Annotated in this window: 21 protein-coding genes; 6 read left to right on the top strand and 15 right to left on the bottom strand. The window is 72.3% G+C overall.

From position 1 onward, the window contains the following. Window positions 1-145: 145 nt before the first annotated feature. From ACVJ1F_RS03550 to ACVJ1F_RS03520, 7 genes are all read right to left on the bottom strand, one after another. On the bottom strand, window positions 146-745 hold the full coding sequence (locus ACVJ1F_RS03550) for a DUF3618 domain-containing protein (RefSeq protein ID WP_123570633.1): 600 nt from the start codon (window positions 743-745) through the stop codon (window positions 146-148). Then, window positions 742-1,176, bottom strand: a complete 435-nt coding sequence (locus ACVJ1F_RS03545; protein ID WP_456884724.1) for a phage holin family protein — start codon at window positions 1,174-1,176, stop codon at window positions 742-744. Before ACVJ1F_RS03545 ends, ACVJ1F_RS03550 begins: the two co-directional genes overlap by 4 nt. Continuing rightward, window positions 1,173-2,135 carry a hypothetical protein gene (locus ACVJ1F_RS03540; RefSeq protein ID WP_456884723.1) on the bottom strand — a complete coding sequence of 321 codons (963 nt, stop codon included), beginning with the start codon at window positions 2,133-2,135 and terminating at the stop codon, window positions 1,173-1,175. Before ACVJ1F_RS03540 ends, ACVJ1F_RS03545 begins: the two co-directional genes overlap by 4 nt. Before the next feature lie 240 nt (window positions 2,136-2,375). After that, on the bottom strand, window positions 2,376-2,531 hold the full coding sequence (locus ACVJ1F_RS03535; RefSeq protein WP_157485374.1) for a hypothetical protein: 156 nt from the start codon (window positions 2,529-2,531) through the stop codon (window positions 2,376-2,378). Window positions 2,532-2,567: 36 nt separating this feature from the next. After that, window positions 2,568-2,840 carry a hypothetical protein gene (locus ACVJ1F_RS03530; protein ID WP_123570635.1) on the bottom strand — a complete coding sequence of 91 codons (273 nt, stop codon included), beginning with the start codon at window positions 2,838-2,840 and terminating at the stop codon, window positions 2,568-2,570. 2 nt (window positions 2,841-2,842) lie between these two features. Beyond that, on the bottom strand, window positions 2,843-4,003 hold the full coding sequence (locus ACVJ1F_RS03525) for an anion permease (RefSeq protein WP_456884721.1): 1,161 nt from the start codon (window positions 4,001-4,003) through the stop codon (window positions 2,843-2,845). Between the two features lie 436 nt (window positions 4,004-4,439). Then, complete coding sequence (locus ACVJ1F_RS03520) at window positions 4,440-6,029, bottom strand: exonuclease domain-containing protein (RefSeq protein ID WP_456884720.1); 1,590 nt, start codon at window positions 6,027-6,029, stop codon at window positions 4,440-4,442. Window positions 6,030-6,183: 154 nt separating this feature from the next. Here ACVJ1F_RS03520 and ACVJ1F_RS03515 point away from each other — a divergent pair, with 154 nt between their 5' ends. From ACVJ1F_RS03515 to ACVJ1F_RS03500, 4 genes are all read left to right on the top strand, one after another. After that, window positions 6,184-6,891 (top strand): MOSC domain-containing protein, encoded by a 708-nt coding sequence (locus ACVJ1F_RS03515; RefSeq protein WP_173151598.1) that lies wholly within the window; start codon window positions 6,184-6,186, stop codon window positions 6,889-6,891. A 71-nt stretch (window positions 6,892-6,962) separates the two neighbouring features. Beyond that, complete coding sequence (locus ACVJ1F_RS03510; RefSeq protein WP_043596802.1) at window positions 6,963-7,319, top strand: PRC-barrel domain-containing protein; 357 nt, start codon at window positions 6,963-6,965, stop codon at window positions 7,317-7,319. A gap of 274 nt (window positions 7,320-7,593) precedes the next feature. Then, window positions 7,594-9,102: an MFS transporter gene (locus ACVJ1F_RS03505; RefSeq protein WP_123570639.1), complete on the top strand. Its 1,509-nt coding sequence runs from the start codon at window positions 7,594-7,596 to the stop codon at window positions 9,100-9,102. 95 nt (window positions 9,103-9,197) lie between these two features. Further along, window positions 9,198-10,367, top strand: coding sequence for an acyltransferase family protein (locus ACVJ1F_RS03500; protein ID WP_456884718.1), 1,170 nt, complete (start codon window positions 9,198-9,200; stop codon window positions 10,365-10,367). A gap of 66 nt (window positions 10,368-10,433) precedes the next feature. On the opposite strand, the gene ACVJ1F_RS03495 is transcribed toward ACVJ1F_RS03500, so the two are convergent. Next, the gene (locus ACVJ1F_RS03495) at window positions 10,434-11,036 is read right to left on the bottom strand and encodes a response regulator transcription factor (protein ID WP_173151602.1); all 603 of its coding nucleotides are present in this window, start codon (window positions 11,034-11,036) and stop codon (window positions 10,434-10,436) included. After that, entirely contained in the window at window positions 11,033-12,247 is a 1,215-nt protein-coding gene (locus ACVJ1F_RS03490) for a sensor histidine kinase (RefSeq protein ID WP_456884717.1), read from the bottom strand. The genes ACVJ1F_RS03495 and ACVJ1F_RS03490 overlap by 4 nt, the downstream gene beginning before the upstream one ends. A 131-nt stretch (window positions 12,248-12,378) precedes the next feature. Between ACVJ1F_RS03490 and ACVJ1F_RS03485 the strand changes: the two genes are divergently transcribed. Together ACVJ1F_RS03485 and ACVJ1F_RS03480 are read left to right on the top strand one after the other, a co-directional pair. Then, entirely contained in the window at window positions 12,379-13,320 is a 942-nt protein-coding gene (locus ACVJ1F_RS03485) for an ABC transporter ATP-binding protein (RefSeq protein ID WP_456884716.1), read from the top strand. Between the two features lie 54 nt (window positions 13,321-13,374). Next, window positions 13,375-14,136 carry an ABC transporter permease gene (locus ACVJ1F_RS03480; protein WP_456884714.1) on the top strand — a complete coding sequence of 254 codons (762 nt, stop codon included), beginning with the start codon at window positions 13,375-13,377 and terminating at the stop codon, window positions 14,134-14,136. A gap of 64 nt (window positions 14,137-14,200) precedes the next feature. Here the strand turns inward: ACVJ1F_RS03480 and epsC are convergent, their stop codons facing one another. From epsC to ACVJ1F_RS03450, 6 genes are all read right to left on the bottom strand, one after another. Then, window positions 14,201-14,752: a serine O-acetyltransferase EpsC gene (epsC, locus tag ACVJ1F_RS03475; RefSeq protein ID WP_456884713.1), complete on the bottom strand. Its 552-nt coding sequence runs from the start codon at window positions 14,750-14,752 to the stop codon at window positions 14,201-14,203. A 1-nt stretch (window position 14,753) separates the two neighbouring features. Beyond that, window positions 14,754-15,692, bottom strand: coding sequence for a cysteine synthase A (gene cysK / locus ACVJ1F_RS03470; protein WP_056046838.1), 939 nt, complete (start codon window positions 15,690-15,692; stop codon window positions 14,754-14,756). Window positions 15,693-15,995: 303 nt separating this feature from the next. After that, window positions 15,996-17,018 carry a hypothetical protein gene (locus ACVJ1F_RS03465; RefSeq protein ID WP_456884711.1) on the bottom strand — a complete coding sequence of 341 codons (1,023 nt, stop codon included), beginning with the start codon at window positions 17,016-17,018 and terminating at the stop codon, window positions 15,996-15,998. 233 nt (window positions 17,019-17,251) lie between these two features. Beyond that, window positions 17,252-18,949: an FAD-binding oxidoreductase gene (locus tag ACVJ1F_RS03460; protein ID WP_324289756.1), complete on the bottom strand. Its 1,698-nt coding sequence runs from the start codon at window positions 18,947-18,949 to the stop codon at window positions 17,252-17,254. Then, complete coding sequence (locus ACVJ1F_RS03455) at window positions 18,946-19,920, bottom strand: lysophospholipid acyltransferase family protein (RefSeq protein WP_192124373.1); 975 nt, start codon at window positions 19,918-19,920, stop codon at window positions 18,946-18,948. The genes ACVJ1F_RS03460 and ACVJ1F_RS03455 overlap by 4 nt, the downstream gene beginning before the upstream one ends. 2 nt (window positions 19,921-19,922) lie before the next feature. Then, the gene (locus tag ACVJ1F_RS03450) at window positions 19,923-20,702 is read right to left on the bottom strand and encodes an SDR family NAD(P)-dependent oxidoreductase (protein WP_056046842.1); all 780 of its coding nucleotides are present in this window, start codon (window positions 20,700-20,702) and stop codon (window positions 19,923-19,925) included. Window positions 20,703-20,774 lie beyond the last annotated feature (72 nt).

Genomic DNA, 20,774 nt, shown 5'->3' with positions numbered 1-20,774 from the left:
CACGCCGACCCCGGTCGGCCGCGGTCCGAGTCGCACGATCACTCCATCGGCAGGGAGCTCCTCCGCCCGGTCACGTGCGAAGGCCCGCCCCGACTCTCGTCGGGACGGGCCTGTCTGCGTCCGTCGGGACGCGGGCCGCGAAGGGTCAGGCTCCTTGCACGTTCTCCTTCGACTGCTGGGCGCTGTCCTTCACGTCGCCCGCGGCGCTCGAGGCGTCGTCCTTCACGGTCGAGGCGGCGTCCTGCGCCGTGCCCTTGACCGAGGCGAACGCCTCCTGGGCGGGCTCCTTCAGGTTCGACGCCACGTCCTGCGCCGCACCCTTGACCGAGTCGATCGCCGGACCCGCTGCGTCCTTGGCGTCGGAGACGAGCTCCTTCTCCTTGTCCGAGGCGGGGATCAGGGACGACACGAGCCAGCCGGCTCCGAATGCGATGAGGCCGACGGCGAGCGGGTTGCCCTTCGCCTTGCGCACGGCCGCCGACGAGGCGTCCGAGACGCTGCCCGCGGCGTCGTGACCGGCACCCGAGGTCGTCGAGGCCGCATCGTGCGCCGCACCCATGACCGACTCCTTGACGCCCGAGAAGCGGCTCTTCACCTTCTCGGTCTGACGATGCGCGATGCTCGACGGGTTCACCTTGTCGGCGAGGGCGTCGACGTCGTTGCCGAGTCCGGCGCGCGTGCGCTCGATCTCGGCGCGGATCTCGTCGGGCGTGCGGCTGCTGCCGTTCTGGTCGGTGGTGCTCATGCGGTGCCTCCAGGCGTGACGGTCTCGGGGATCTTCTTGAGGGAGTCGACCGTCTTCGGTGCCCCCTTGATGCTCTTCAGTTCTTTCCTCCCGCGCATGAACAGCACGAGGGCGACGATCGCGTAGACGACCGCGATGATCAGCGACGACCAGCCGAGGCCGATCAGCACGCCGAGGCCCCACATGGCGGCCAGCGAGACGAACAGCAGGGCGAAGAGGGCGGTGAGACCCGCTCCGCCGAACATGCCCGCACCCTTGCCGGCTTTCTTGGCCGACTCGGTGAGCTCGGCCTTGGCCAGCTCGACCTCTTGGCGGAAGAGGGTCGAGATGTCACCGGTCACGCCGGAGAGCAGGTCGCCGAGCGACGTGGTCGCGGCCTTCTCCTCCGGGGCGGGAGGCGTCGCCACGGGCTCGCGGAACGGGTCGCTCACGCGCGCGTCCCCGAGGTGCCGGGCCACGTCGTGGGCACGCTGGAGTCGGGCGTCGACGTGCCGACGCCGGGGACGTCGCCCTCGGTGACGACGTCGTACTCACCGGCCACGGGGCCGACGTCACCGACGAGACGGCTCGGCGCGGTGGCGGACGCAGGAGGCGCGGGCCGGCTCGCCGCACCTCCGGCGTCTCCGGTCGTGGCGGCGTGCTCGTCCCCGGCCTCGGCCGTCAGCGACTTGACGACGCGTCCGGCGAGCAGGCCGGAGACCGCGGCGATGGCGATGAACGTGCCGGGCTTGCGCGCCGCGTACGACTTCACGTCGTCGAGCAGGCTGCCCGGGTCGCGACCCTCGAGCCAGCCGGCGACGCCGTGGGCGCGACCGGACAGGTTGCGGACCAGCTCGCCCGCGATGCCGCTGTCGGCGGAGTCGGCCATCGAGCCGAGCTGGTCGCCGACCTGGCGGAGGCCGGCCGCGGCCTTCTCCTGCTGGGCGCCGGCCTGCTCCTTGAGCTCGCCCGTCGCCTGGCCGAAGAGCTGCTTGGCCTGGCCGCCGGCCTCGGAAGCGACCTTGGAGACCTGCTCCTTGGCACTGCCGGCGACGTCGGAGGCCGCGGACTTCGCGTCGTCCGCGACCCCGGCCGCCTCGTCCTTCGCGGCGCCTGCCTTGGCCTTCGCGGTGTCGGCGGCGCCGGTGCCGGTGCCGGCGTCGGTGCCGGTGTGGTCGCGCCCGAGGTGCTCCTCGACGACCGGGGCCGCGGTCGCGCTGAAGTCGCTCGCCGTCGCGTCGGGGTCGGTGATGTCGGCGTACGCGCCGACCTGGTCGCCCAGGTCGGTCACGGCGTCGTCGCGGCGCAGGTGGTCGTGCCCGGAGGCGGCGCCGCGAAGCGGCTGCCCCTCGGAGGTGGTGTCGTAGACCGGGGTGGACGGGTCTCCGTCGTAGCGTTCGTCGTCGCTCATGTCGTGCCTCTCGGATCGTCGGCGACCGTCCGGGTGACGGTCGTGATCGGGGTAGGACCTGTCACTCTGTCCCTCTCCCGGGGGGCGGTGACCGCACATGGTGAAAACGCGACGGGGGGTTGACACGGGCCGGCCGGAAGGGTCGTTTTCGGGACGGATCGTGTCGGGGAAACGCGACATGCCGCCCACGTTCGCACGTGAGCGGCATGTCGTGACCTGTCGGGGCCGGAGCCCGGGCGACTAGCTGTCCTTGCCGTCCGAGACCTCGCTGTCGTCGCTCTGCTCGGAGTCGTCGACGAGGCCCTGCTTCGACCCGTCGGCCAGGTCTTCGGTGTACTTCTTGTCGTCTTCGGTCATGTCGGTCGAACCGTCGGGGATGCCGTTGTCGTTGGTCATGCCCGCACCATACTCGCCGGCCCGCCGACCGGGCCGTCAGTGGAACTGGGGGACGATCAGCCACAGTCCGACGAGCACGGCAGCGATCCCCACGGCGAAGCACAGCCCGCCGGCGACCGTGGCGCCCAGCGGTCTCGACCGCGACGGTCCCCCACTCGGGACCGCGGCACCGGCCCCGCCGTCGGACTCGACGGCGCCGTCCGCGAACAGACGGACCCCCGTCGCGAACGCGGTGACGATGACGGCGGTGGCGGCGAGCGCGGTCGCGAAGACCACGACGAAGGCGCCCCAGTCGACTCCCAAGAACATGGTCACTCCCCTCGTCCGCGGCTCGCGCCGACCCGTTCGGCGGCCGGGGCCTCGTCGCTGTCGTTGACGGTCTCGTGGGTCACCGGGTGCCGTCGGGCGAGGAGGGCGAAGGCGAGCCCACCGGCCAGGGCGAGCACCGCGACCACCACCAGGCCCGCCGTGCTCGAACTGGCCAGCCAGGCCGAGAGCCCTCCGACCAGCGCGGCGGCCGGCAGGGTCACCACCCAGGCCGAGGCGATCCTGCCGACGACGCCCCAGTGCACCGTGGCGAGCTTCTTGCCCAGCCCTGCCCCGACGATCGACCCCGACGTCACCTGGGTCGTCGACAGGGCGAACCCGAGGTGGGACGAGATCAGGATGGTCGCGGCCGAGCTCGTCTCGGCCGCGAACCCCTGCGGGGCCTGGACGTCGGTGATGCGCTTGCCCACGGTGCGCATGATGCGCCAGCCCCCGAGGTAGGTGCCGAGCGCGATGGCGAGGCCACAGGCGAGGACCACCCAGAGCTGCGGGGCGCTGCCGGTGCCCTGGTAGCCGGCGGCGATCAGGGTCAGCGTGATGACGCCCATCGTCTTCTGGGCGTCGTTCGTGCCGTGGGCGAGCGAGACCAGGGAGGCGCTGATCGTCTGCCCGTGCCGGAAGCCGGCGGTGGACCCCCGCAGGGTGGCCTGCCGCGTGATCCGGTAGGCCAAGTAGGTGGCGACGAGGGCGACCACGCCCGCCACGACGGGCGAGATCAGGGCCGGCAGCACGACCTTCGACAGGACCACGCCGAAGTCGACGGCCCCCACGCCGGCACCGATGACCGCGGCCCCGATCAGGCCGCCGAAGAGGGCGTGCGACGAGCTGGACGGCAGCCCGAGGTACCAGGTGGCGAGGTTCCAGATGACGGCTCCCACGAGACCGGCGAAGATCATGACCGGTGTCACCTGGACCCCGCCGTCTCCCTCGCGGATGATGCCGTTCGAGACGGTGCTCGCGACCTCGGTCGAGAGGAAGGCACCCACCAGGTTGAGGACGGCCGAGACGAGGACGGCGACCTTCGGCTTGAGGGCGCCGGTGGCGACCGAGGTCGCCATGGCGTTGGCCGTGTCGTGGAAGCCGTTCGTGAAGTCGAAGACCAGCGCGATCACGACCACGAGCACCACGGTGACGAACACGTCCATCGGTACCGCCCTCCGGGACCCTCGCCGGTCACCGACCGATGACCGCGGCACGATGGCCCCGTGCGACGCTAGGCCTCGTGGACGCGCTCGAAGATGAACGCCGAAGGAATCTTGCACATCATGCAAATGGACCGGAGGGCTCGGTGCCCACCACCGTCGGGACCGGCCGTTCCGCTAGGCGCAGCCCCGCGAGGCGCGTACGGTGGGCGCAGGCAGCCCCAGCTCCCGGTCGCCGTCCTCCCGCACCTCGGGAGGTGGTCCGACCGGAGGCACCGAGCACCCCGACCCGACGGACCCCATGGCACGCACCACCCTCCCCGAGACCGCACCCGAGCAACTGACCGAGTGGCCGTCGCTCGACAGCGACGACCACTTCACGGACGATCCCGCCCTCTAAGGAGCGATCCCCCACGGGGCGTCCCGCGCCTCCTCGGCGTCAGGCCGCCGTGCGTGACCGACGCGAGCGGGCCAGGACGAACGGCAACTGCGTCTCGTCGACGACGGGCACCCCGTAACGGAGGGCCTTGCGGACCTTGCCCGATGCGCAGGCGACGTCCGCGGCGACGACCAGCGACGTCTCGGTCGTGACGGCCGGCCAGACGACCAACCCGGCACGTTCGAGCGTCCGCACGAGGGCGTCCCTCTCCTGGCTGAGCGATCCGGTCAGCGCGACGTGTGCGCCGGGTGCCAGCGGACCGACGTCGGGCCGGGCCAGGGACGGCGTGCGGGGCTCCGGTGCCGCTCCGAGGGACTCGTCGAGCCCCTCGATGACCTCGAACTCGTCGAGCTCGTCGTCCTCCGCCGGACGGGGCGCGCGCTCGAGCACCGACGGCACGAGAGCCGCGTCGCGCCGGTGCGGGGCGATGCCGAGCATCTCGGCGACCGCGTCCACCTGCCGCCGTTCGTCGTCCGAGAGCACGTCGTGCGCCCAGACGGTCGAGACGAGGGAGGCGAAGTAGCGGTCGTGCACGAGCGCACGGGACAGGTCGTCGAGGTCGAGCTCGGCGGCGAGGGTCGCGAGGTTCCCGGCCTCGTCCCTCGAGAGGTAGCCGTCGGACAGTGCCTTGTCGAGCATCGCCGCGTACTGGTCCTGACGACGGTCGAGGCCGAGCTGGGGCAGCAGCTCGGTCGCCCGCTCGAGGAAGCGCGGCTCGGTGGGCGCCGGCTCGACGGACAGGCCGTAGACGTCGCGATCGAGGTCGAGGTCGACGGGACCCGCGAGGTGCGTGCCGCCCGCGGGGCTCGCCGGGGGCACCGCCGCCGGCGCCGTGGGCCCCACGGCGCCGGACGCCGAGAGGACGGCGGAGGGGGCGGGCGCGAGGTCGCGCACCCGGGCGACACGGCGCCGGGCCCGCCAGGCCGCGCGGCCGGGGTCGTGGCCTCCGTCGTCGGCGCCACCCGCGCCTCCTGCGTACCGGGGGTGAGGCGTGGACCGCGGGGTCTCGGCCGTCGGCCACTGCTGCAGGGCGGCGTAGCGGCCCCAGTCCTGCCACCAGGCAGACTGGGCGTCACCCATGCGCAGGTAGGCGGACAGCAGCTGGGCGGTCGCCGCCGCGTCACCGAGCGACTCGTGGGCGACGGAGAGGTCGACGTCGATGGCCGCGCAGCAGTCGGCGAGCGTGCGGCCGGCGCCGGGAAGGTACGTGGGGGCGAGCTTCATCGTGCAGAGTGCGCCCGACCCGTCGGTCCCGAGCGGCGACACCAGCCCGAGGCGCGCGAACTCGGCGGCCAGGAACTGCGCCTCGAAGCGGGCGTTGTGCGCGACGACGACGCGCCCGCGCAGGCGGTCGCAGAGGTCGTCGACGACGTGCTCGAACCGGGGTGCCCCGCGGACGTCCGCGCTGCGGAGCCCGTGGACGTGGATGGGCCCGAGGTCCCGCGAGGGGTCGACGACGGTCTCGAACGACGCCTCGACCTCACCGTGGACGTCGAGGTGCACGATGCCGATCTCGATCACCCGATGGTGTCGCCCGGGCCAGAGACCCGTCGTCTCGACGTCGATGACCGCGTAGCCGCCGTGAACCATGTCATCCCTTTCGTCGGGGCGAGCCTGGCAGGTTGCCCGATGGGCATCCAGCCCGCAATCGGGTGACACCCGTCGTGGGGCGGTGGGGGGACGCGGGGTCAGGAGGCGCGGCTCGGTGCTTCCCGTCGGTCCCGTCGTCCGCCACGATGGGGGCATGACCGCCGCCCCCGCCTCCGTCACCGCCGCGACCGCCTCCGTCACGGCCCCGACCGCGTCCGTCACGGCCGTCTGCCGGGTGTCGGCCCTGCTGCCCGACTCGGGCACGATCGGCGTGACCGCCATCGACAAGCGCCCCGTGGACGGGCCCGTCCACGTGCGCCCCCTCGGCCTCCGTGCCGACGTGCAGGCCGACCGCAAGCACCACGGCGGGATCGACCAGGCGGTGTACGCCTTCGCCGACGAGGACGCCGCCCACTTCGCCGAGCTGCTCGGCCGCGAGGTGGTGCCGGGACTGTTCGGCGAGAACCTGCGGACGTCCGGGGTCGACGTCACGGGCGCGGTGATCGGCGAACGCTGGGCCGTGGGCGGCACCCTCGTGCTCGAGGTCACGAAGCCTCGCGTCCCGTGCGGCACGTTCGCCCGCCGACTCGGCGAGGCCATGTGGGTCAAGCGGTTCTACGCCGAGGGTCGCCCCGGCACCTACCTGCGGGTGGTGAAGGCGGGGCCCGTCCAGGCGGGTGACGGCGTCACGGTGCTGTCACGACCGTCACACGGGGTGACGATCGGCGAGGCCTTCACGGGGCTCGGGCCCGACCGGGCCGAGGCCCTCCTCGCGGCGGTCGACGGACCGGACCGCCTGCGGCTCACCGACGAGGTCCGGGGCTTCGCCGAGAAGGCCCTGCGAGGGCGCGTCCCCGCCTGAGCGCCGGGGTGCGCGCTCCACTAGCCTCGACCGAGAGGGCCCGGACGGGGCCCGCGCCAGAGGAGGCACCCATGTTCGAAGCCGAGAACATCCGCGACTGGATCGGCATGCCGGTCGTCGACCCCGACGGCGACAAGGTCGGCTCGCTCGAGAGCATCTACTTCGACACCGCCGCCGACCAGCCCGCCTTCGCCACCGTGACCGCCGGACTGCTCGGCCGCTCGCGCCTGGTCTTCGTGCCGCTGCAGGGTGCCGTCGTCGCCCCCAAGCACCTCAAGGTGCAGTTCGCGAAGAAGCTCGTCAAGGACGCCCCGTCGATCGAGACCGACGGCGAGCTCGAGGCAGCCCGCGAGCCCGCCGTGTTCGAGCACTACGGCCTCGTGTACCAGACCGGTGCGGCCGGCGAACGCCGCCTCGGCCGCCGCTGACCGCCGCCGCTCCTGACCGCGAAGGGCCCCGCCGCATCGGCGGGGCCCTTCGGCGTCCGCTCCGGCGATGGTGCGCGGACGAGTGCAGAACGTGCAAAAATCAGGAGGCGCGGGTCGGTGACCCGCGCCTCCTGCGTCGTGTGCCCGCCCCGACGCCGCCGCCACGTGCTGCGGCCTCGTGCCGCCCCTCCCCCCTCGCCTCGCTCCCGTCGCCTCGCCCCACGCCCCCTTCGCCTCGCCTCACGGCCCGTGCCGCTGCCCGAAAGGCCACCCCATGACCCACGCCCCCGCCCCGACCGGCGCCTCGTCGCCGTCCTCCCCGGGAGCGGGCCCCGGCCAGCCCGCCGGGGTGCCGCGTCACGCCTGGTACGCCCTCGTCGCCCTGCTCCTCGGCATGTTCATCGCCTTGCTCGACACGACGATCGTCAACGTCGCCCTGCCGACGATCCGCACGACGCTCGACGCCTCGGAGTCGACCCTGTCGTGGATCATCTCGGGGTACGCCCTCGCCTTCGGCCTCGCGTTGATCCCCGCCGGGCGCATCGGCGACCGCATCGGCCACAAGTGGGTCTACTTCACGGGAGTCCTGCTCTTCACGCTGGCGTCGCTCGCCTGTGGCCTCGCCCAGGACGACACCCAGCTCGTGGTGTTCCGCGTCGTGCAGGGCCTCGCCGGCGGCATCTTCGTGCCGGCCGTCACGGCGTTCATCCAGTTGCTGTTCCCCGGTCGCTCGCGGGGCAAGGCCTTCGCCATCATGGGCGCCGTCATCGGCGTCTCGTCGGCGCTCGGTCCGATCATCGGCGGCCTGATCATCCAGGCCTTCGGCGACGAGAACGGGTGGCGTCTCGTCTTCTACGTCAACCTGCCGTTCGGCATCATCACCCTCGTCGCCGCCGCCGTCCTGCTGCCCAAGCGCGACGAGTCGGTGCCCCGTCCCGACCGCGGGCTCGACTGGATCGGCCTCGTGCTGGTCTCGGGCGCCTTCGTCGCCCTGCTCGTCCCGCTGATCCAGGGGCAGGACGAGGGCTGGCCGCTCTGGACCTACCTGACCATCGCCGCCGGCGTCGTGCTGCTCGCCCTGTTCGGCCTGTGGGAGGTCGCGTACACGAAGCGCGGCAAGACCCCCCTCGTCCCGCCGAAGCTGTTCGCGCACCCGTCGTTCACCGGTGGCGTCGTGCTCGCGCTCGTCTACTTCGCGGCCTTCACCAGCATCTTCTTCACGATCTCGCTGCTCTGGCAGTCGGGGCTCGGCCACAGCGCGTTGGCCTCGGGCGCCGTGGCGATCCCGTTCGCGGTGGGCAGCATCATCAGCTCGTCGCAGAGCAACCGCATCGCCGCCCGGCTCGGTCGCGGCGTGCTGATCCTCGGCACGGCCCTCGTCACCATCGGCCTCACCTGGATGTGGCTCGTGCTCGTCACGGTCGACGCCTCCGACCTGACCAACTGGATGCTGCTGGTCCCGCTGCTGCTCGCCGGCCTCGGCAACGGCTTCTTCATCGCGCCGAACGTCCAGTTCATCGTCGCGACGGTCGACCGGCAGGACGCCGGCTCGGCCAGCGCCGTCATCTCGGCGATCCAGCGCATCGGCTCGGCCGTGGGCATCGCGATCATCGGCAGCGTGCTCTTCGGCACGCTGACCATCTCGGGCCGCACGCCGGCCGACGTCGCCACCGGCTTCACCGACGCGGCGGCCCACGCCATGCTCGTCAGCGCGATCTTCGCCCTGGCCTCGTTCGTGCTCGTGTTCGCCCTGCCGCGTCGCGTCCCGCAGCAGCGCGGATAGCGCCGTCCGGGTGCCGCCACGCGCGGGTGGGGCCGGGATGCGAACCCGGCCCCCTCGTTCGGGCGGCACCAAGGAAGGTGAGGCACACTGCAACGATGCCCTCAGCCCTGCCGACCACAGAGCCGACCGTCCGCCCCGTCTCGACGACCCGTCGAGACCGGGTGCTGCCGCTCGACGGCCTGCGCACGCTGGCCATAGCCCTCGTCGTGCTCTACCACCTGCACGTGCCGGGCTTCGGCAGCGGTTTCGTGGGCGTCAACGTCTTCTTCGTGCTGTCGGGCTACCTGATCACCACGTTGCTGCTGCGCGAGCACGCGTCGACGGGACGCATCCGGCTCGGCCGGTTCTGGGTCCGCCGCCTGCTGCGGCTCTACCCGACGCTGCTCGCCGTCGTCGTGGTGGGCGTCTCGCTGTGGTGGCTCGTGGGTGACTACCAGGGCTCGACCCTCGGCCCGGTCGGTGCCGCCCTGATCGCCCTCACCTACACCGGCAACGTCGCCCGGGCGTTCTTCGACACCTCGCAGGGCGTCTTCGCGCCGATGTGGAGCCTGTCGATGGAAGAGCAGTTCTACCTCGTCTGGCCGCCGGTGCTGGTGCTGCTGCTCGCCGTCGCGGTCAGGCGCAAGGCCCTGGTCGCCGGCCTCTCGGTGGTCGTGGTCGCCTCGGCCGTCGCCACCTGGTTCCTCTACGACCGCCCCTCGGGCGGTGCGACCCCCGACATCTACTTCAGCCCCGTCCTCAACGTGGCCCCCCTGCTGATGGGCTGCGTGCTCGCGGTCGTCCTGCGGTCCGACCGCGTGCGGGCAGCCCTCGCCGGCCTCTGGGGAGCCCTCGCCACCTGGCTCGGGTTCGCCGGGGTCGTGGGGTCGCTCTTCGTCATCGGATCGGGGTGGCAGCAGAGCGTCCTCACCTTCGCGGTCGCGTTGCCCGCCGTGGGCCTGGCCTCGATGCTCCTGATCGGTGGTCTCGTCACGGCGTCGTCCCCCGTCGCCTGGGTGCTGTCCCTGGCACCGGTCGCCTGGTTCGGACGGGCCGTCTCGTACCCGCTCTACCTCTGGCACGTCGTCTTCATCGCGCTCGTCGAACCGTACGTGCAGGGTGCGCTCGGCATCGTCCTCGTGCTCGCGGCGGCGATCGGCACGTCCGTTCTCTCGCACCACTTCGTGGAGAAGCCGGCCCTCGCGCTGAAGGGCCGTTTCGAGCCCCGGGAGCCTCGCCGCGCCTCCTCGACCGTCTCACGCGACCGCGAGCTCACGAACGCCTGACGCCTGATTTCGGGCGCCTGACGCCAGGTGCCGGGCGCCTGACGCCTGACGCCGGACGGGCCGGGGTCAGAGCCAGCCGCGCTCGCGCGCGACCCGGGCGGCGGTGTGCCGCGACGAACTGCCGGTCTTCTGCATCGCCGACGACAGGTAGTTGCGCACCGTGCCGGACGCGAGGTGCAGCCGGGCGCTGATCTCACGCACCGAGAAGCCGTCGGTCGTCAGTCGCAACGTGTCGAGCTCGCGCTCGGTCAGCGGGCAGTCGTCCATCATCGCCGAGGCCGAGATGTCGGCGTCGATGTAGCGGCGGCCGTCGTGCACCTGCACGATCACCCGTTCGAGCTCGTCGGGGTCGACCGACTTCGGCAGGAACCCCCGCACCCCGGCACGGAGGGCACGACGGAGCACGCCGGGGCGGCCGTGACGGGTCAGCAGCACGACCGCCTGCTCGGGTCGTCGACCCAGGATCGCGATCGCCGCGTCGATGCCGTCCATGCCGGGCATCTCGAGGTCGAGCAGCACGACGTCGGGCTCGTGGAGCGCGGCGAGGGCCACGGCCTCGGCACCGTCGGCGGCCTGGGCGACGACGGTGATCGTGTCGCTCAGGTCGAGCAGGGCGGCGATCGATCGACGCAGCAGGGTCTCGTCGTCGGCGAGCAGCACGCGGATCATGCGGACCTCGTGCCGGTCGACGCCCCGGGGGCCGCCGCGGAGGCCGCCCCGGCCCGTGTCGCCGTCGTCCGGGGCGCTCCGCCGGCTCCCGTCGCCGTCGCCCTCGCCTCGACCCGGAACCGGCCGTTCTCGAGCCGGGTGGTCACCGTGCCTCCGACCGCGGCGAACCTCTCGCCGAGACGGGCGAGGCCGCTGAGTCCGCGCAGGGGCCCGGGGGCACCGTCGTTGACGACCTCGACCGACTCGGGGCCGAGCACGATGGAGACCCGCTCCGCCTGGGCGTGACGCAGCACGTTCGTCGTGGCCTCACGCACGACGTGGCCGAAGAGGTCGTCGGCCGGGTGACCGACGGGAGGGACGCCCGTGATCTCGAGCTCGATGCCCGCCGCCCGGATCAGTTCGGCCGAGTTGGCCAGTTCGCCGGCGAGCGTGAGCGTGCGTTCGCCGTAGGCCAGCCGACGGGTCTCGGCGATGGTCTGCACGATCAGCTGCTCGGCCTCGCGGAGGTGCCGTCGCGCGGCGGCGGGGTCGCGGTCCAGGGTCTTGTCGGCCAACTGCAGCTGCAGGCGACCGACGTGCAGGGCCTGCCCCTGGATGTCGTGCAGGTCGACCGAGAACCGGTACCGCTCGCGCATCACGGCGAGCTCGGACTGGGTCTCGCGGGCCGCGTCGATCTCGAGGTACAGGTCGAACCCGTACCGGTTCAGCCGACAGATCCCGTAGAGCGACAGCAGGCCGATCACGACCACCGCCGACAGCCCCACGAGCGGTGCGGCCGCGTCGACCTCGACGACCACCACGGGCACGAGCGCCGCGACCACGGCGGCGACGACCCATCGCCAGGAGGCGGACGGGGGCGTCGTCGCCAGGTACCCGACCGTGAGGCCGAAGGGGAAGAGCAGCAGGGCGCTGTGCCCGCCGAGCGGGACCGCCAGCCAGACGAGGTACGAGACGACGAGACCGGCGACGGCCAACGGCACGGGTGGGCGGCGTTCCCAGAAGAACGAGTGGGCCGTGACGAGCGCCCCCGCGGCGCCGGCGGCCACCACCAGCCACCAGGAGGCGCCCTCGGCCACCAGCGTCACGACCAGGACGAGGGTGGTGAAGAGCGCGAGCGCCACGAACGACCACGTGACGTACCGCCGCATGCGCGCGAGCGGGGGCAGGTGGCCGCCCGGTCGAGGACGCACGGCCAGCGGGAGGTGGGGCATGCGACCACGCTAACGGAGGCCGCCGACGCACGGAGGTGCCCGATGTCACGGCCGAGCATGACCGATGTCACACGGCACGGGTGGCACACCGGCACTACCCGTCGTCCGCCCGGCACGAGATCGTCGAGGTCATGACGAACTCCACCGACACCACGCCCCGACCGGCCGTCGCGCCCGGCTCCGCCGAGCGCGGCGACGCCGTCATCTCGACGCACGGCCTCCGCTGTTCGTACGGCTCGTTCACCGCCGTCGACGGCCTCGACCTGACCGTCCACCGCGGCGAGCTGTACGCGCTCCTCGGCACGAACGGTGCCGGCAAGACCACCACGCTCGAGGTGCTCGAAGGGCATCGCACGGCCGACGCGGGCCGGGTCGAGGTGCTCGGCGGCGATCCGACCGACCGGGGGCGCATCCGACCGCGCATCGGCACGATGTTGCAGGACTCGGGCCTCGCCCCCGAGCTCACCGTGCGCGAGAGCGTCCAGCTGTCGGGCGCCGTCTCGGGTCGCGACGACGACGTCGACCGCGTGCTCGGCCTCGTCGGCGTCGACCACAAGGCCTCGGCCCGGGTCGCCCGGCTCTCGGGCGGCGAGCGGCGGCGGGTCGACTTCGCGGCGGCCGTCTGGGGCACGCCCGAGCTGGTCTTCCTCGACGAACCCACCACGGGGCTCGACCCCGCGGCACGGGACGCGCTCTGGGCCGTGGTCGCCGGACTCCGGGAGGCGGGGGTCACCTTCGTCCTGACCACCCACTACCTCGAGGAAGCCGCCGAGAACGCGGACCGCATCGGTCTGATGCACCGCGGGCGCATCCGCCGCGAAGGGACCGTCGCCGATCTCACCGCCGGCAGCACGACCTCCATCCGCTTCGTCGCCCCCGGCCCGCTGGACACCCTCCCGCTGGAGGTCGCCCGGACCGAGAACGACCTCGTCGTGATCGAGACCGACGACGCCCAGCGCGACCTCGGGGCGTTGCTCGGCTGGGCGGCCGACGCCGATCGCCCGTTGGCCCGTCTCACGGTGCACGAGTCGGGACTCGACGACGTGTTCCGCGACCTCGGCCGCGCCTCCTGACCGTCGACCGTCACCGGTCTCCGCTCCCCACGCCCCTCTCCGAAAGGACATCCCATGACCACCGTGACCCGTCCCTCCCCCACCCGGTCGGCAGGCTCGCGACGTCGTTCCGGCCCGCTCGCCATCGCCCTCGCCGAACTGCGCATGCTCGTGCGCAACCGCACCGTCGCCCTCTGCGCCCTGCTGCTGCCCCTCGGCTTCGGGGCCCTCACCTACGCCTTCGACTCGTACGGCACCGCCGGCATGCTCGCCGGCGTGCAGATCATCGGCATGGTGGGCCTCGGCGTCTACGTCACCGCGACGACCACCCTCGCGGCCCGTCGTCAGTCCCTGTACCTGAAGCGGTTGCGCAGCGGGTCCGTCGGCGACGCGGGGATCATCGCCGGGCTCGTGCTGCCCGTCGTGGCGGTCAGCGTCGCGCAACTCGTCATCGTGCTCGGTGTGCTCGCGCTCCGCGAGCCCCCGGTGCACCCCGGGCTGCTGATCGTGGCCGTCCTGGTCGCCGAGGCCATGTTCGCCGGCTTCGCCCTGGCCACGGCCGGATTCAGCACCTCGCCCGAGCACGCCCAGTACACGACCATGCCGCTCTACCTGATCACGCTCGGGGTGGCGATCTGGTGGACCGTCACGGGTGCCGACGACCTGCTCTGGCTCAAGCGCATCCTGCCCGGGGGCGGACTGATGGAACTGATCACCCTCGCCTGGAACGGCGGCGACCTGTCGCTCGTGTCCGTGCTGCTGGCACCGACGCTGGTCTGGGCCGCCCTCGGAGCCCTCGCGGCCACGAAGGCCTTCCGATGGGAACCCCGGCGCTGATCGGCCATCGGCCCCGACCAAGTCCCCGGGCCGACGCGGCCGGGCCAGGGCCGACGTGGCCTCGTCAGGGCCGACGCGGCCGGGCGACGGCGGGCACGCCCACCGCGACCGACCCGGCCGGGACGTCCTTGGTCACGACCGCGTTGGCCCCGACGACGCTACCGCTGCCCACGGTGACGCCACCGAGCACGGCGGCCCCGGCACCGATCATCACGCCGTCACCGACGGTGGGGTGCCGGCGGCCGAGCGCGCCTCCTCGTCCCTTGCCCCCGAGGGTCACTCCGTGGAAGATCGTGCAGTCGTCACCGACGACCGCGGTCTCGCCGATCACGACGCCCATGCCGTGGTCGATGAACAGGCGGGCCCCGAGGTGGGCCCCGGGGTGGATCTCGACGCCCGTCAGCGATCGGACCGCCTGCGACAGCAGGCGGGCGGCGAAGCGCGATCCGAGGAGGCGCGGTGCCGGCCCCGCACGCCACAGTCTCGAGGTCACGCGGTGCGCCCACACCGCGTGCAGGCCCGAGTAGACGAGGGCGGTCTCGAGGCGTCCTCGGGCAGCCGGGTCGCGCCTCCGGACGGTGTCGAGGTCCTCGCGGAGGCGTGCGACCAACCGCACCCTAGGCGTCCGCGAGGTCCTGGAACAGCACGGTCGACAGGTAACGCTCTCCGGTGTCGCAGACGATGGCGACGATGCGCTTGCCGGCGTTCTCGGGTCGCTTCGCGATCTCGAGCGCGGCGTGGATGATCGCCCCCGACGAGATGCCCGAGAGGATGCCCTCCTTCGTGGCGAGGTCGCGCGCGACGCGCAGGGCGTCGTCGAGCTGCACGGGGAACACCTCGTCGATCTGCGAGCGGTCGAGCACCTCGGGCACGAAGTTCGCCCCGATGCCCTGGATCTTGTGCGGGCCGGCCTTGCCCTCGCTCAGCAGGGGCGAGTCGGCGGGCTCGACCGCGACGACCTTCACACCGGGGACCTTCTCGTGCAGCACCTGACCGACGCCCGTGATGGTGCCGCCGGTCCCGACGCCCGCCACGAAGAAGTCGATCTTCCCGTCGGTGTCGCGCAAGATCTCGGGCGCGGTCGTGCGGCGGTGGATCTCGGCGTTGGCCTGCGTCTCGAACTGCTGGGCCCAGATCGCGTTCTCGGTCTCGGCGGCGATCTGCTTGGCGCGTTCGACGGCGCCCTTCATGCCCTCGGGTCCGGGGGTCAGCACGATCGTCGCGCCGTAGGCCTTCATCACGGTGCGTCGTTCGACGCTCATCGTCTCGGGCATGGTGACGATCACCCGGTAGCCGCGGGCGGCGCCGACCAGGGCCAGCGAGATGCCCGTGTTGCCGCTCGAGCCCTCGACGATCGTGCCGCCGGGCTTCAGGTCGCCGGAGGCCTCGGCCGCGTCGACGATGGCGACGCCGAGACGGTCCTTCACGCTGGCACCCGGGTTGTAGAACTCGAGCTTGGCCAGCACCTCGGCCCCGCCCTCGGCGGGCAGCGAGTTGAGCTTGACGAGCGGGGTGTTGCCGAAGGCCGAGGTGATGTCGGCGTGGATTCCGGGCATGCGCGGGTCTCTTCCGTGAACGGGGGTCTGTGCGGACGGATCGATGCTCATCTTAGGCAGCCGTCCTGCACCGTCCCCCTGTGTGTCCCCGAGCGACGTGTGCGTCCCCCGCCGCCTGCCACCCCGTCGCGCCACCCCGCCACCCCGCCACCCCGCCACCCCGCCACCCCGCCACCCCGCCACGATGTAAAGATTCCGCCACACAATTCGATGGCGTTGTGTTTACTTCGTGGCGGCGTGCTTTGTTCCGGCGCTGCCCCGCCCCGGCCCCGTCCGGCCCAGCCCGGCCCCGCGCATCGCCCGTCACGACCGACGCCGCAACGGCACACCGAGGTCTCGCATGATCTGCGCGAGTGGCGCGCGCTCGCGGACGTCGTCGGCGTCGCCCTGGCCGATGCGCGTCACCTGGCCCGTGCGCATCAGCCGCCTCTCGCGTGCTTTCTCGGCCTTCACCACCGCCGACGGCGCCAGCCCGCCCCGGACCGCCTCGTGGTCGTACTTGACCTTGCCGTCGAACTCGAGCACCGAGCTGCCGAAGACGAAGTCGCACCGCCCCGCGAGTCCCTGCGCGTCGTGGAACTCGACCTGCAGTCCCGGGGGCGGGGCCCCGAGCTCGTGCAACGCGATGCGACAGAGCGATTCGCCTCCGTTCTCGGACCACGGCGAGGCGAAGGCGACCACGCGTCGAGCGGACTCCGCCCCCCGCGTTCCCGTCGTACTGCCGAGGCGCGCACCCAGCTCGTGCCGGGCGCCGTTCGCCGCGCGTTCGACCCGGGCTCGATGTTCTTCGTAGCCGTCCTGAGGATGCGGGTCCCGCCAGCCGAAGCACCCTGCCCCGACCGCCGCGCGCCGGAGGACCCCGTCGGTGCACAGCACCCCGTCGGCGAACGAACGACCTCGGGCGATGTCGATCGCCGTCCGCGCCTCGGACGTGGCCAGCACCCCGTCGACCTCGACGACGTCCCCGGCATCCGTCGAGCCCGGATGTCGGACCACGCGCTCGCTCGTCCGCACCCGATCCCGACGGGGGTCCAGGACGTGCACCCGTGTTCCCGCGCCCCGGACGGACGGCAGCCCGTGGACGGCGACGGCCGACTCGTGCGACACGACGGTGCCCGGCGGCAACCCGGCCAGGACGGCGCGCACCCTGACCAGCTGCCGGTGCCGCGCCGAGAGACGCGTCCAGTCCTCGCTGGGCACGTACGCACCGGGATGCACCCGGACTACGAGGCCCCGTCTGGTGTCACGTCTGAGCGCTTCGGCCTCGCGACTGTGGGTGCCGTGGGTCGACACGAAGGTGATGGCGGGCAGCGGTTCCGACGACATGCCCCGAGCGTCGCGCACCCATTCTTGGCCCGCTCGTGCGCGCTCGTGGCCTGTGGAGGCATCACGCCGTCCGACGTCTGTGCCCGAGGTGTCACCGACACCGCCGCGTGCATCACCCCGCCACGAACTAAACAACCCGCCACACGTTCGCGTGGCGGGTTGTTTACTTCGTGGCGGGGTGCCGCGGCGCGGCGGCCGCGGCGCGGCGGCAGCGCGGGAGGCGCGGTGCGGGACTACGCGCCCGTCACCTTCCCGGGGTTGAACACGCGCCCCGGGTCGGCCGAGTCGAACAGCCCCTGCATGACGGCCACGCCCTCGGGCGAGACGTCCTGCGCGAGCCACGGCTGGTGCTCGAGCCCGACGCCGTGGTGGTGCGAGACGGTCGCCCCGGTGTCGATGAACGCCTGCTGGATGGCGTGCTTGACCACGTCGTACTCGGCCTCGGCGTCGTCACCGTGCTCGAAGGCGAAGGTGAAGTACAGGCACGCGCCCGAGTGGTACGAGTGCGACAGGTGGCCCATGATCCAGCCCTGCTTGCCGATGCTGTCGAAGGCCTGGTTCGCCGCGGCGTAGACGCGCGACGACACGAGGCGCAGCTTCGACCAGGGGGCGGCGGTCTCGGAGACGTCCGCCGCGCCTCCGTGGTCCATGAAGAAGTCGCGCAGGTAGGGCGTGTCGAACTTCTTCTGGTCGTAGAGCTTGCCCGGCCCCTTGCCGACGCTCATGCCCTTGTTCGCCTTGACGATCTTGGCGACGGCCTTCTGGGTGTGGGCGACGTGCTCGGGGCTGCCCTCGTAGCCGATGAACGACAGGCACATCGCGTCGACGTCCCAGCCCTTGGCCTTCAGGATGGTCGGCAGCAGGTCGGTGACCTTCTGCGAGATGCCCTTGCCCGGCTTCGACGTGGCGAACGAGAAGGCGGTCTCGTGTGCGTCGCTGACGCGGGTGACCGACGGGCTCACGTCGCTCTCGGCGATGGCCTGCATGGCGGCGAGGCCGTCGTGCCACGACGGGAACAGGTAGGCGAGGATCTCGCGCTTCTCGGGCAGGCGGTGCACCTGGGCGGTGACCTCGGTGATGACGCCGAGACGTCCCTCGCTGCCGATGATCATCTCGCGCAGCGACGGACCCGTCGACGCGCTCGGCACGGCGCGGATCGACAGCACGCCGCCGGGGCGCACGACCCGCAGCCCCTTGGTGATGTCGGCGATGTCGCCGTACTTGTCGCTCTGCATGCCCGACGAGCGGGTGGCGACCCAGCCGCCCATGGTCGAGTGGGTGAAGCTGTCCGGGAAGTGTCCGAGGGTCCACCCGCGGGCGTTGAGCTGCTCCTCGAGGTCGGGGCCCTGACCGCCGGCCTGGATGCGCGCCAGTCCGCCGTCCTCGTCGATGTCGAGCACCTTGTCGAGGCGGCCCATGTCGAGCGAGACGATCGTGCGCTCCTCCGCGGGCAGGGGTTCGAGGCTGCCGACGATGTTGCTGCCGCCGCCGAAGGGGATGAGGACGAGGTCGCTCGCGACGGCCAGGTCGACGATCCGCTGGATCTCGTCCTCGTCGGCCGGGTACACGACGACGTCGGGCACCCGGTCGAGACGTCCGGCGCGGATGCGGATCAGGTCGCGGATGCTCTTGCCGTACGTGTGGACGACCCGGTCGTGGTCGTCGGTGACGACCTGGCCGTCGCCCACGATCTGCACGAGCGAGTCGAGCACCTCGGTGCCGACCCGGGACGAGGGGACGTCGAGGTCGTCGAACGAGAGGCCGGTGTCGTGCCCCTGGGACAGCTCGACGCCCACGATCTTCTTGACGAAGGGGGCGAAGGCGGGCTTGTCGTCGTGGTGGAAGGCGACGCCCTCGACGCCCCAGCCCCACCACTTCATGTGCTTGACGCCGTCGACGGCAGGACTCTTCTTCTGTTGGACGTCGGTCACGGGCGTTCTCCTTCGAGCGGGTCTGACGGGCCCAGGATGCGGGCGGTGTTGGCGTCCTTCAGACGCAGGATCTCGGTGCGCACGCGCGTCGAGAAGTCGGTGACGGACTCGCCGTCGTGGGGCCGCATCGGGTCGCCGAACGCGACTCCGACGGGCAGTCGGCCGGGCCGGGGCCAGCTGCGGCCGCGCGGTTGGGCGATGTTGGCCCCGATCAGGGCGAGCGGCACGACCGGCACGCCGCAGGCCGAGGCGAGGGCGGCGGCGCCGGGCTTGAAGGCGGCGACGGTGCCGTCCTTCGAGCGGGTGCCCTCGGGGAACACCAGCACGGGGTAGCCGCGCTGCAGCAGCGATCGAGCACTGACGGTGGGCTGCCCCTGGCGCCCGCGGGCGGCCGCCTTGGCCGCGGCACGTCGGCGGGCCGAGCTCTGCGGAGTCGATCCCGCCGACGCACCGGACGAGGAGGCGCGGGTCGCGTCGACCGCGGAGGCCGGGGTCCCCGAGCCCCGCTGCACCGGGAACGCGTTGAAGAACAGTTCGGTCAGCTGACGCCGCCAGGGCACGTCGAAGAAGTAGTCGGCCGCGGCACCCGTCGCCAGGTAGCGCGCGAGCTTGCGGGGCAGGGCACCGAGGATGAGCGGGGCGTCCAGGTGGCTCGAGTGGTTCGCGACGACGATGAAGCCCCCGGTGAGGCCCTCGACCCGGTCGCGGTCGATGACCGTCACGTCGGTGATCGACCAGATCGTCGGCTTGAGCACCATGCGCTGCGCGACGTAGCGGGCCATCGCGTGTCGCCGGGAGCTGAAGCGGTCGCGGACGTCGCTCGCGACGTCACCGGCACGCTGGGCCACGCCACCGGCCCGCTGGGCGACATCGCCGGCTCGCTGGGCGACGTCGGCCCGGACGTCGTCGACCCGCTGGGCCACGGCGTCGAGGCGGGCGTGTTCGCGGCGTCGTTCTCCGTCGTCCTTCACGCTCACTGCCCCACCGGCTTGCGGCGGCTCGACGAGATCGCGCCGGACGCGGCCCGGACGGCGCCCTTGGGGGCGTGCCGGACCAATCCCATCAGCACCTTGTACCGAAGCGTGGGCATGGAGATCACCTTGCCTTTGTCGACGTCGCGCAGACAGGCGACCACGAGTTGTTCGGTGCTGAGCCACAGGGCGTTGGGTATGGACGACGACTTTATGCCGGCACGCTGATGGAACTCCGTCCGCACCCAGCCCGGCAGGAGGGCCGTGACGCCCACGCCGGTGCCCTTGAGCTCGACCGAGAGACCCTCGCTGTACGAGGTCACCCACGCCTTGATCGCCGAGTAGCTGCCCATGGCCATCAGCCCCGCGGTGCTCGACACGTTGACGATGCGACCGCGGCCGCGCTCGCGCATGGACCTCGCCGCCGCACCCGAGAGCACGAGCACGGCCCGGCACATGACCTCGAACGCGAGGTCGTGCGCGGCGACGTCGGTGGAGGTCAGCGGGGTGTGCATGCCGAAACCGGCATTGTTCACCAGCAGGTCGACGGGGCGGGTCGGGTCGGCCAGCCGTTCGGCCACCCGGTCGACGTCGCGACGGTCGCCGAGGTCGGCCGCGAGCACCTCGACGTCACGGCCGAGCGCGCGCAGGGCGGTCGCCGTCTCGTCGAGTCGGGTGAGGTCACGAGCGACCAGGACGATGTCCCAGCCGCGCATGGAGAGTTGGCGGGCGAATTCGGCTCCGATGCCGGACGTGCCCCCGGTGACGAGCGCTACAGCCATGCCGCTTACGATACGGTGCTGAGAGCAGACTGCGCGCATCGAGACACGTTCGAGGCCCTTCTCGCCTCGTCC

Source organism: Frigoribacterium sp. 2355 (assembly GCF_054060695.1).
The sequence above is the reverse complement of the archived record's forward strand: the minus strand, read 5'-3'. Positions and strand labels throughout refer to the sequence as shown.

Bases quoted from the DNA above. Each gene is read 5' to 3' on its own strand.
- ACVJ1F_RS03530 (WP_123570635.1), bottom strand. From the start codon at position 2,840: ATGTTCTTGGGAGTCGACTGGGGCGCCTTCGTCGTGGTCTTCGCGACC.
- ACVJ1F_RS03515 (WP_173151598.1), top strand. From the start codon at position 6,184: ATGACCGCCGCCCCCGCCTCCGTCACCGCCGCGACCGCCTCCGTCACG.
- cysK (WP_056046838.1), bottom strand. From the start codon at position 15,692: ATGCCCGGAATCCACGCCGACATCACCTCGGCCTTCGGCAACACCCCG.
- ACVJ1F_RS03525 (WP_456884721.1), bottom strand. From the start codon at position 4,003: ATGGACGTGTTCGTCACCGTGGTGCTCGTGGTCGTGATCGCGCTGGTC.
- ACVJ1F_RS03495 (WP_173151602.1), bottom strand. From the start codon at position 11,036: ATGATCCGCGTGCTGCTCGCCGACGACGAGACCCTGCTGCGTCGATCG.
- ACVJ1F_RS03535 (WP_157485374.1), bottom strand. From the start codon at position 2,531: ATGACCAACGACAACGGCATCCCCGACGGTTCGACCGACATGACCGAA.
- ACVJ1F_RS03485 (WP_456884716.1), top strand. From the start codon at position 12,379: ATGACGAACTCCACCGACACCACGCCCCGACCGGCCGTCGCGCCCGGC.
- ACVJ1F_RS03540 (WP_456884723.1), bottom strand. From the start codon at position 2,135: ATGAGCGACGACGAACGCTACGACGGAGACCCGTCCACCCCGGTCTAC.
- ACVJ1F_RS03490 (WP_456884717.1), bottom strand. From the start codon at position 12,247: ATGCCCCACCTCCCGCTGGCCGTGCGTCCTCGACCGGGCGGCCACCTG.
- ACVJ1F_RS03520 (WP_456884720.1), bottom strand. From the start codon at position 6,029: ATGGTTCACGGCGGCTACGCGGTCATCGACGTCGAGACGACGGGTCTC.
- ACVJ1F_RS03500 (WP_456884718.1), top strand. From the start codon at position 9,198: ATGCCCTCAGCCCTGCCGACCACAGAGCCGACCGTCCGCCCCGTCTCG.
- ACVJ1F_RS03450 (WP_056046842.1), bottom strand. From the start codon at position 20,702: ATGGCTGTAGCGCTCGTCACCGGGGGCACGTCCGGCATCGGAGCCGAA.
- ACVJ1F_RS03465 (WP_456884711.1), bottom strand. From the start codon at position 17,018: ATGTCGTCGGAACCGCTGCCCGCCATCACCTTCGTGTCGACCCACGGC.
- ACVJ1F_RS03505 (WP_123570639.1), top strand. From the start codon at position 7,594: ATGACCCACGCCCCCGCCCCGACCGGCGCCTCGTCGCCGTCCTCCCCG.
- ACVJ1F_RS03480 (WP_456884714.1), top strand. From the start codon at position 13,375: ATGACCACCGTGACCCGTCCCTCCCCCACCCGGTCGGCAGGCTCGCGA.
- ACVJ1F_RS03510 (WP_043596802.1), top strand. From the start codon at position 6,963: ATGTTCGAAGCCGAGAACATCCGCGACTGGATCGGCATGCCGGTCGTC.
- ACVJ1F_RS03550 (WP_123570633.1), bottom strand. From the start codon at position 745: ATGAGCACCACCGACCAGAACGGCAGCAGCCGCACGCCCGACGAGATC.